This window comes from Micromonospora sp. NPDC005707, from assembly GCF_040631005.1.
GTDB lineage: Bacteria > Actinomycetota > Actinomycetes > Mycobacteriales > Micromonosporaceae > Micromonospora.
Window position 1 is genome coordinate 546,308 of sequence record NZ_JBEXYR010000002.1, and the last position, 8,672, is coordinate 554,979.

The 8,672-nt window shown below is 72.5% G+C and carries 9 protein-coding genes; 3 read left to right on the plus strand and 6 right to left on the minus strand.

Annotated features, from left to right (window positions below):
• Positions 1 to 10: 10 nt before the first annotated feature.
• From ABZ452_RS05130 to ABZ452_RS05150, 5 genes are read right to left on the minus strand one after another with little or no spacing between them, the layout of a single operon-like run.
• Positions 11 to 1,195, minus strand: coding sequence for an MFS transporter (locus tag ABZ452_RS05130; RefSeq protein ID WP_357939041.1), 1,185 nt, complete (start codon positions 1,193 to 1,195; stop codon positions 11 to 13).
• Complete coding sequence (locus ABZ452_RS05135) at positions 1,196 to 1,588, minus strand: universal stress protein (protein ID WP_148430790.1); 393 nt, start codon at positions 1,586 to 1,588, stop codon at positions 1,196 to 1,198.
• The gene (locus ABZ452_RS05140; RefSeq protein ID WP_357939043.1) at positions 1,585 to 3,087 is read right to left on the minus strand and encodes a tripartite tricarboxylate transporter permease; all 1,503 of its coding nucleotides are present in this window, start codon (positions 3,085 to 3,087) and stop codon (positions 1,585 to 1,587) included. Before ABZ452_RS05140 ends, ABZ452_RS05135 begins: the two co-directional genes overlap by 4 nt.
• A complete protein-coding gene (locus tag ABZ452_RS05145) occupies positions 3,088 to 3,696 on the minus strand; it encodes a tripartite tricarboxylate transporter TctB family protein (protein WP_357939045.1) in 609 nt (202 codons plus the stop codon).
• Entirely contained in the window at positions 3,693 to 4,700 is a 1,008-nt protein-coding gene (locus tag ABZ452_RS05150) for a tripartite tricarboxylate transporter substrate binding protein (RefSeq protein WP_357939047.1), read from the minus strand. The genes ABZ452_RS05145 and ABZ452_RS05150 overlap by 4 nt, the downstream gene beginning before the upstream one ends.
• Positions 4,701 to 4,799: 99 nt before the next feature.
• Between ABZ452_RS05150 and ABZ452_RS05155 the strand changes: the two genes are divergently transcribed.
• Together ABZ452_RS05155 and ABZ452_RS05160 are read left to right on the plus strand one after the other, a co-directional pair.
• A complete protein-coding gene (locus tag ABZ452_RS05155) occupies positions 4,800 to 6,446 on the plus strand; it encodes an ATP-binding protein (protein ID WP_357939049.1) in 1,647 nt (548 codons plus the stop codon).
• Positions 6,443 to 7,117: a response regulator gene (locus tag ABZ452_RS05160; RefSeq protein WP_357939051.1), complete on the plus strand. Its 675-nt coding sequence runs from the start codon at positions 6,443 to 6,445 to the stop codon at positions 7,115 to 7,117. Before ABZ452_RS05155 ends, ABZ452_RS05160 begins: the two co-directional genes overlap by 4 nt.
• A 27-nt stretch (positions 7,118 to 7,144) precedes the next feature.
• Here ABZ452_RS05160 and ABZ452_RS05165 read toward each other — a convergent pair whose 3' ends face one another.
• Positions 7,145 to 7,717, minus strand: a complete 573-nt coding sequence (locus tag ABZ452_RS05165; protein WP_357939053.1) for a TetR/AcrR family transcriptional regulator — start codon at positions 7,715 to 7,717, stop codon at positions 7,145 to 7,147.
• A gap of 174 nt (positions 7,718 to 7,891) precedes the next feature.
• Between ABZ452_RS05165 and ABZ452_RS05170 the strand changes: the two genes are divergently transcribed.
• Positions 7,892 to 8,545: an NAD(P)-binding domain-containing protein gene (locus ABZ452_RS05170; protein ID WP_357939055.1), complete on the plus strand. Its 654-nt coding sequence runs from the start codon at positions 7,892 to 7,894 to the stop codon at positions 8,543 to 8,545.
• Positions 8,546 to 8,672 lie beyond the last annotated feature (127 nt).

Sequence of the window (8,672 nt, forward strand, 5' to 3'; positions counted from 1 at the left end):
CTTCTTTCACTCAGGGATTCGGATCCGCGGGCCGGTGCAGGCGGGTGGCGGCGACGGCCGCGCCGGCCAGGCCGGCGGCGGTGCAGCCGAGGACGCCGGCCGCACCGGTGCCGGCGGCGAGCGCGCCGGCCGCGCTGGGGATGACAACCTGACCGAGCCGGTTGCCGGTGAGCCGCAGCGACATCGCCCGGCCGCGCAGCCCGGGCGGGGCCACCTCGGCCAGGAACGACATGGTCAGCGGCTGGCCCGCACCCAGCCCGAGCCCGGCCACCGCGACCACGACCACCAGGACCGCGAACGGCAGCGGTGGCAGCAGCAGGGCCAGCCCGACGGCGGAGAGCACCACGGTGCCGACCAGCACGACCCGCCGGCCGAGAGCCGCCACCAGCCGGCCGAGCAGCAGCCGGGACGCCATCGAGGCGACCGCCCGGACCCCGAGCAGGATGCCGATCGCACCGGCGGCGATGCCGCGTTCCGCGCCGAGCGCGGGCAGGTAGACCAGGGTGATGTCGACGGCCGCCAGGACGACGCAGCTCACCGTGAGGGCGCGGACCAGGCCGGGCTCGCGGAGCAGGTCGCGCAGCCCACCGGCGCCGGGACCGTCGGCGGCCTGCCGGTGGTGCCCGGACGGGCGCAGGAACAGCGCGACGACAAGCAGTGGCAGCGCCACCACCGTGGCGCCGAGGAAGATGGCCCGGGTGTCGGGGATCGTGCGGTCCCCGCCGAAGAGCACGATCAGGCCGGGGCCGAGCGCCTGCCCCAGCGAGGCCGCGAAGGTGTAGTAGCCGAACGCGGCGTCGTACCGGTGAGCCGGCGTGCGGTTGGCGACCAGCGCCTGCTGGGCGACCACCGCGCAGAGGTGCGCGGTGCCGAGCGCCATGCTGGCCAGGACCAGGCCGGCCACCGAGCCGGCGAGCAGCACGAAGCCGAGGCCGGCGGCGACCAGCAGGGCCGACCCGGCGAGCGCGACGCGGCGCTCGCCGAGCCGGTCCACGGCGTGCCCGGAGGGCACGGCCAGCACCAGGGGTACGACGGCGAAGCTGGCCCCGAGCACGCCCAGCCACGCCCCCGGCACGTCCAACTCCAACGCCCGGTACGCGGACGCCGGCCGGAGCATGAAGGTGACCGCCTGCACCGCGACGGTGTGCGTGAGCAGAAGGCCGGTCTGGGCGCGCCCGGGGACCCCGGGCGCCACTCAGTCGGCCTTCACGGCGAGCACCGGGCAGGGCACCCGGAGCAGGATCTCCTGCGCGGTCGAACCCATGATCAGCTTGCCGACCGGGGTGCGGTGCCGGATGCCGATCACGACCAGCGACACGTCCTCCCGCTCGGCGATCTCGGCGATCTCCTCCGCCGCGTCCCGCCCCCGCATGAGCTGCCGGACGTTGTGCGGCACCCCGGCGGCGACCAGCTCGCGGACCACCCGGTCCAGGTCCGGCTCCTGAGCGAGCCGCGGGTCGACGTACGCGTCGCCGCGCGAGGTGTTCACGACCAGCACCGGCTCGTCGCGGAACCGGGCCTGCTCGATCGCGGCCCGCAGGGCCGCCTCGCCCAGCGGCGAGGGGACGTACCCCACCAGCACCGTCATGCCGTCACCACCCTTCCGCGCAGCGGTCGGACCACGAACCGGCCGATCAGCGGCCAGAGGAGCACCACGGCGATCGTGGCGTAGATCAGCCAGGACACCCAGCCGCCGACCAGCCCGTGCAGCTCACCGCCGGAGAGCTGCAACGCGCGCCGGCCCTGCAGCTCGGCACGCGGGCCGAGGATGATCCCGACGATCAGCGGCAGGATCGGCAGCCCGAAGCGGCGCATCCCGAAGCCGAGCAGGCCGAGGGCGAGCAGCAGGTACAGGTCGAACGGCTGCGCGTTGACCGCGTACGCGCCCATCGAGGCGAAGAAGAGGATCCCGGCGTAGAGGTAGGGGCGCGGGATCCGCAGCAGCCGCGCCCAGGCCGGGGCGAGCGGCAGGTTGAGCACCAGCAGCAGCAGGTTGCCCACGAAAAGGCTGGCGATCAGCGTCCAGACCAGGCTGGACTCCCGGGTGAAGAGCAGCGGGCCGGGCTGGATGCCGTACCCCTCGAAGGCGGCCAGCATCACCGCGGCGGTGGCGTTGGTCGGCAGGCCGATCGCCAGCATCGGCACCAGGGTGCCGGCGGCCGAGGCGTTGTTCGCGGCCTCCGGCCCGGCGACGCCCTCGATCGCCCCCCGACCGAACTCCTCCGGGTGCTTCGTCAGCTTCTTCTCGGTGACGTACGACAGGAATGTGGGGATCTCCGCCCCGCCCGCCGGCACCGCGCCGAACGGGAACCCCAACGCCGTACCGCGCAGCCACGGCTTCCAGGACCGCTTCCAGTCCTGCTTGCCCATCCACGGCTGGCCGACCGGGATCACCTCGCCGGACCTGCGGCGCAGGTGCGCGGCGATCCAGAGCGCCTCGCCCACGGCGAAGATGCCGACCGCCACCACGACCACGTCGATGCCGTCGGCGAGCTGCGGCACGCCGAAGGTGAGCCGCTGCTGGCCGGACTGGTCGATGCCGATCACGCCGATCACCAGGCCGAGCAGCAGCGAGGCGAAGCCGCGTACCCGGGACGCGCCGAGCACCGCGGTGACGGACACGAACGCCAGCAGCATCAGCGCGAAGTAGTCGGGTGCGCCGAGGCTGATCGCGAACTGCACCACCGGCGGGGTGACCACCACCAGCAGCACGGTGGCGATGGTGCCGGCGACGAACGAGCCGATCGCGGCGGTGGCCAGCGCCTGCGCGGCGCGACCCGCCTTCGCCATCTTGTTGCCCTCGATCGCGGTCACCACCGACGAGGACTCGCCGGGGGTGTTCAGCAGGATCGAGGTGGTCGAGCCGCCGTACATGCCGCCGTAGAAGATGCCGGCGAACATGATGAAGGCCTGGGCCGGCTCCATGCCGTAGGTGACCGGCAGGAGCAGCGCCACGGTCATCGCCGGGCCGATGCCGGGCAGCACGCCGACGGCGGTGCCGATGGTCACCCCGATCAGCGCGAACAGCAGGTTCATCGGGGTCAGCACGTTGGCGAACCCGTCGAGCAGATTGGCGAAGTTGTCCATCTACAGGATCCCTTGCAGCACGCCGGCGGGCAGGTCGACGCCGAGCCCGATGGCGAAGGTGTAGAACGTGATCAACGACAGCGCGACGGCGATCAGCAGGTTGCGCACGTAGTGCCGGTTGCCCAGCGCGTACGCGGATCCCCAGAAGAGGATCGTCCCGCTGATCACCCAGCCGAGCCGTTCGATGAGCACGGCGTTGACCAGGAACGCGCCGACCAGCAGCAGCACGGTGCGCCAGTCGATCGGAAGGCTCAGGTCGACGTCCTCGCCGGCCTCCGGCTCGCCGGCGCCGCCGCGCGCCACGTCCACCGCGTAGATCGTCGCGATGACGAGCAGCAGCACGCCGAGCAGGATCGGCACCGGCTTGGGGCCGATCGGGTCGGCCGTGTTGATCGCGCTCCCGATCCGGGTCGTGGCGTCGACGATGACCAACGCGCCGACCAGGGCGAGAAACGCACAGACGCCGTACTGGGCCCGGTCGGGCCGCGGCGCCGGCTCCGCTCCGTCGGCGGCGGCCTCCGGGCCCGGCTGCGCCGGGATGTCCGGTACGGCCGGGGGCCGGGACGGCAGGTCGCCGTCCCGGTCCGGACGCGTCGTCAGGTCGCTCATGCCAACCCGAGCTGCTTGAGTACGTCGGCCACGGCCTTGTCCTGCTCGGTGAGGAAGCTGCCGAACTCGTCGCCGGTGACGAACGCGTCGGTCCAGCCGCGCTTCTTGAGCTCGGCCTTCCACTCCGCCGACTCGTGCATCCTGGTCAGCGCGTCGATCCAGACCTTCTTGTCGGCGTCGCTGATGCCGGGCGGCGCCACGATGCCCCGCCAGTTGGTGAAGACCAGGTCGATGCCGGCGGACTTCAGGGTCGGCACGTCCTTGAGCGCCTCGATCGGCGCCTCGCTGGTGACCGCGAGGACCCGGATCTGGCCGGCCTCGACCTGGTCGAGGAACTCGCCGAAGCCGCTGGCGGCGAAGGCGACCTTGCCGCCGAGGACGGCGGGCAGCAGTTCTCCGCCGCCGTCGTACGAGACGAAGTTGACCTGGCGGGGGTCGATGCCGACGGTCTTGGCGAGCTGCATGGGCAGCAGGTGGTCCGGGCCGCCGGGCGAGGACCCGCCGCCGACCGCGATGCCCTTGGGGTTGGCCTTCCACGCTGCGACCAGGTCGTTGATGGTCTTGTACGGGGAGTCCTTCGGCACCACGATGGCGCCGGCCTCCTCGATCATCTTGGCCAGCGGGGTGGTCTGGGTCAGCGTCGCCGACGACTTGGAGGTGTACGAGGCACCGACCACGCCCAGGCCCATCTGCATGGCCAGCTTGCCGTTGCCCTTCTCGTTCACGGTCCGCTGGAGGCCGACCGTGCCGCCCGCGCCGGGCAGGTTGAACACCTGAACGCCGGTAGCGATCTTGGCGTCCTCCATGACCTTCGCGGCGGTCCGGGCGGTGGTGTCGTACCCGCCACCGGGGGTGTTCGGGACCATGATCCGCAGTCCGCTGACCGGCTTGCCGTCGCTTCCGGAGCCGGCCTCGTCCTTGTCGGCCGTGGCACCACAGGCTCCCAGGGCGAGGGCCGTCGCGGCGGCCACGCCCATGACCAGCAGGTTTCTCCTAGTTGCCATCATGTTTCTCTTCCGTTTCGAATGAGTCCGGCGGCAAGATGATGGCCTTCGGGCGGGTCGCCCGTCTGCGTTGTGTCACCAGCGGAAGTTGAGGTCTTTGTGGTCGCGGTCACGTCCCGGCGCCGTACGCTCGCCGGGCAGCTGCTGATCCTCCAGCTCGCGATCATCGTCGTGGTGCTGGTGGCGGTGGCCGCCGTGTCGCTGGCGCAGTCGGCGGCGACCTTCAACCGGGTCGAGGGACGACGCGTTGCCAACCTGGGCGAACGGCTCGGCGGCAGCCCCCTGCTCCGCGACCAGCTCGACCAGCCCGCACCCGGCGAGGCGATCGCCCCGCTGGTCCGGAACATCCTCGACCAGTACGGCGTCACGTCGGTGACCGTCGCGAACGCGCGGGGCCGGGTGGTCGCCTCGACGAACCCGACCCTGGTGGGCAGCCTGGTGGAGCTCGGCGACCCCCAGGTGGCGCAGGGCCGGAGCTGGTACGGCGAGCTGGAGATCGACGGATCGCGGGAGCTGGTGGCTCAGGTGCCGGTGCTCGGCGACGACCCGAAGACGAAGAAGAACCTCGGCCGGTACCTCGGGGTGGTGGTGGTCGGCGAGGTGGCACCGACCTGGTCGGAGCGGCTGGTGGGAGCCTCGTCCTACCTGCTCACCTACCTGGGCATCGCCTGCGGGCTGGGGGTGGTCGGGTCGTGGCTGCTGGCCCGCCGGATCAAGCGGCAGACCCTCGGGCTGGAGCCCCGGGAGATCGCCGGCCTGGCCGAGCACCGGGAGGCGTTGCTGCACGGCATCGCCGAAGGAGTGATCGCGCTGGACCCGCAGCACCGCATCACCCTGGTCAACGCGGTCGGTCGGCGCCTGCTCGACCTGCCCGAACACTGCCTCGGCCGCAGCCTCGCCGAGCTAAGGATCAACGGTCGGCTGCGGGACGTGCTGGCCGGGGCGGGCAGCGGGCCCGAGGCCCGGGACCAGGTGGTGGTCCGGGGCGGCCGGGTGCTCGTGATGAACCGGATGACGGTCCGCAAGGACGGTCGCCGGCTCGGTTCCGTCACCACGTTGCGAGACCGGACCGAGCTGGCCCGCCTGGAGCAGGAGATCGGTGGCTTCCGCAGCACCACGGAGCTGCTCCGGGCGCAGACCCATGAATTCGCCAACCAGTTGCACACCATCTCCGGGCTGATCCAGATCGGCGAGCACGACGAGGTGGTCCGGTACGTCGACGCGCTGAGCCGGCACCGCGCCTCGCTCGACCTCACGGTGACCAGCCGGATCCACGACACGGCGGTCGCGGCGCTGCTCATGGCCAAGTCGGCGCTGGCCGCCGAACGCCGGGTGGAGTTGCGGGTCTCCGAACGGACCGGGCTGGACCGGCTGCCGCCGGAGCTGGCCGCGGACGTGGCCACCGTGCTCGGCAACCTGCTGGACAACGCCGTCGAGGCGGTGGGTGGCGACCTGTCCGACCGCCCCGCCTGGGTCGAGGTCGAGCTGCGCCAGGACGCCGCCTCGGTGGAGATCGTGGTCCGCGACTCCGGACCGGGGGTCGCACCGGAGCTGGCCCAGGAAGTCTTCACCCACGGTTTCACCACCAAGGCGGCCGAGGGCGGCGAGCGCGGCATCGGCCTGGCGCTCACCCGGCTGGTCTGCCACCGTCGCGGGGGCGAGGTCGCGGTGACCAACACCGACGAGGGCGCGATGTTCACCGCCCGGATGTCGGGGCTCAGCAGCGTGCCGGAGGGGGCGCGATGATCGACGTACTCGTCGTCGACGACGACTTCATGGTCGCCCGGATCCACCGCGGCTTCGTGGAGCGGATCGCCGGCTTCCAGGTGGTGGGCACGGCCAGCACCGGCGAGGAGGCGGTCGCCGCGGTCGACCGGCTCCGCCCCGACCTGGTCCTGCTCGACCTCTACCTGCCCGACATGTTCGGCCTCGACGTGGTGACCCGGCTCCGGGCCGCCCGGCACGACTGCGACGTGCTCGTGATCAGCGCCGCCCGGGAGGCGGAGGCGGTCCGCCGGGCGGTCCGCTACGGCGCGGTCAACTACCTGCTCAAGCCGTTCGGCTTCGACGAGCTGCGCACCCGACTGGAGCAGTACGCGGCCCGCCGTACCGCGCTGCGCGCGGCGGTCGTCGCCGACCAGGCCGACGTCGACCGGGTGCTGTCCCGCAGCGGCTCGCCGGCCGCCATCGCGAGCCTGCCCCGGGGCCTCAGCCCGGAGACCGCCGAGCTGGTGGAACGCGCCCTGCGCGAGCACGCGGGGACGCTCTCGGCCAGCGAGTGCGCCGACCGGGTCGGCATCTCCCGGGTCAGCGCCCGCCGCTACCTGGAGCACTACGCCGGCAGCGGACGGGCCGAGGTGACCCTCAAGTACGGCGCCGCCGGCCGCCCCGAGCGCCGCTACACCTGGCTGGCCTGACCCCGGTACGAGCTGACGCCGGCCGCGTCAGCCGGTGGCGGCCTCGACCAGGGCGCGGGCGGTGCGCTTGGCCGCCTCGGCGACCGCCGGGTCGGCGTCCAGCACCCCACTGGCCAGACCGCCGTCGAGCAGCAGGGTGAGCTGGCGGGCCAGCAGTTCGGGCTCGGCCGCCCCGGCCCGCCGGGCCAGGTCGGTCACCCACGCCCGGACCACGTTCTTGTGCTCGACCGTACGGGCGTGCACCGGGCTGCCGGTCGGTGACTCGGCGGCGGTGTTGATGAACGCGCAGCCGTGGTACCCCTCCCGGCGGCAGGCCCCGACCAGCGCGTCGAACATGCCGACGAGTTGCTCCTGGGGATCGTCGCCGGCCTCCCGGGCGGCGGCCCGCAGCGCGCCGAACCACGCCTGGTCGACCTTGTCCAGGTACGCCAGCACGAGGTCGTCCTTGCTCGGGAAGTGCTTGTACAGGGTGGCCTTGGCGACGCCCGACTCGGCGATGACGGTGTCCACCCCGACCCCGCGCGGCCCGTGGGCGTAGAAGAGCCGGAACGCGGTGTCCAGGATGCGCTCCCGGGCGGATCCAGGGGCCGTACGCGACATCAGTCCCTCCCTCGTGACCAGCAGAGTCTACAGACTGGTCCGTCCACCGCCCCGGTGAGCGCCTGACGGCGCTTGTCAGACCGCGCCCGGGTGCAGTAGACAGACCTGTCTGTTAGTCTCCCCGCATCGAGCGCGGAGCATCGGCGTCGCGCGATCACCGGAGGACGGAACGACATGCGCATCGCAGTACTGGGCACCGGCATGGTCGGCCGGACGATCGCCGCCCGGGCAGCCGAGCTCGGGCACGAGGTCACCGTCGGCACCCGCGACGTGGCGGCCACCAGCGCCGGCGACTGGGCCGGCTGGGCCAGCACCCACCCCGGCGTGGCACTCGCCAGCTATCCGAACGTCGCCGCCGACGCCGACCTGGTGGTCAACGCGACCAGCGGCGACGGGGCACTCCCCGCCCTCACCGCGACGGGCGAGGAGAACCTGGCCGGCAAGGTCCTGCTCGACATCGCCAACCCGCTCGACTTCAGCAAGGGCCTCCCGCCCACCCTGTCGGTGCTCAACGACGACTCGCTCGGCGAGCAGATCCAGCGGGCGTTCCCCCGCACCCGGGTGGTGAAGGCGCTCAACACGCTCACCGCCGATCTGATGGCGTACCCCCGGCAGCTCGCCGACGGCGACCACAGCGTCTTCGTCTCCGGCGACGACGCGGAGGCCAAGAAGGTGGTCACCGAACTGCTGACCAGCTTCGGCCACACCGACGTGATCGACCTGGGCGACATCACCACCGCCCGGGGCACCGAGATGCTGCTGCCGATCTGGCTGCGCCTGTACGGCCGGCTCGGCACCGCCGTCTTCAACGTCAAGGTCGTCCGCTGACGCCCCCCATCCTGCGACCCGAGATCTTGGACAGTTTCCGTTCGCCTCGAACGGAAACTGTCCAAGATCCGGAGACGCCGCTGGGCGGCCCCCCCGGGGGGGGGGGGGCGGGCCCCGGCATGGGGAA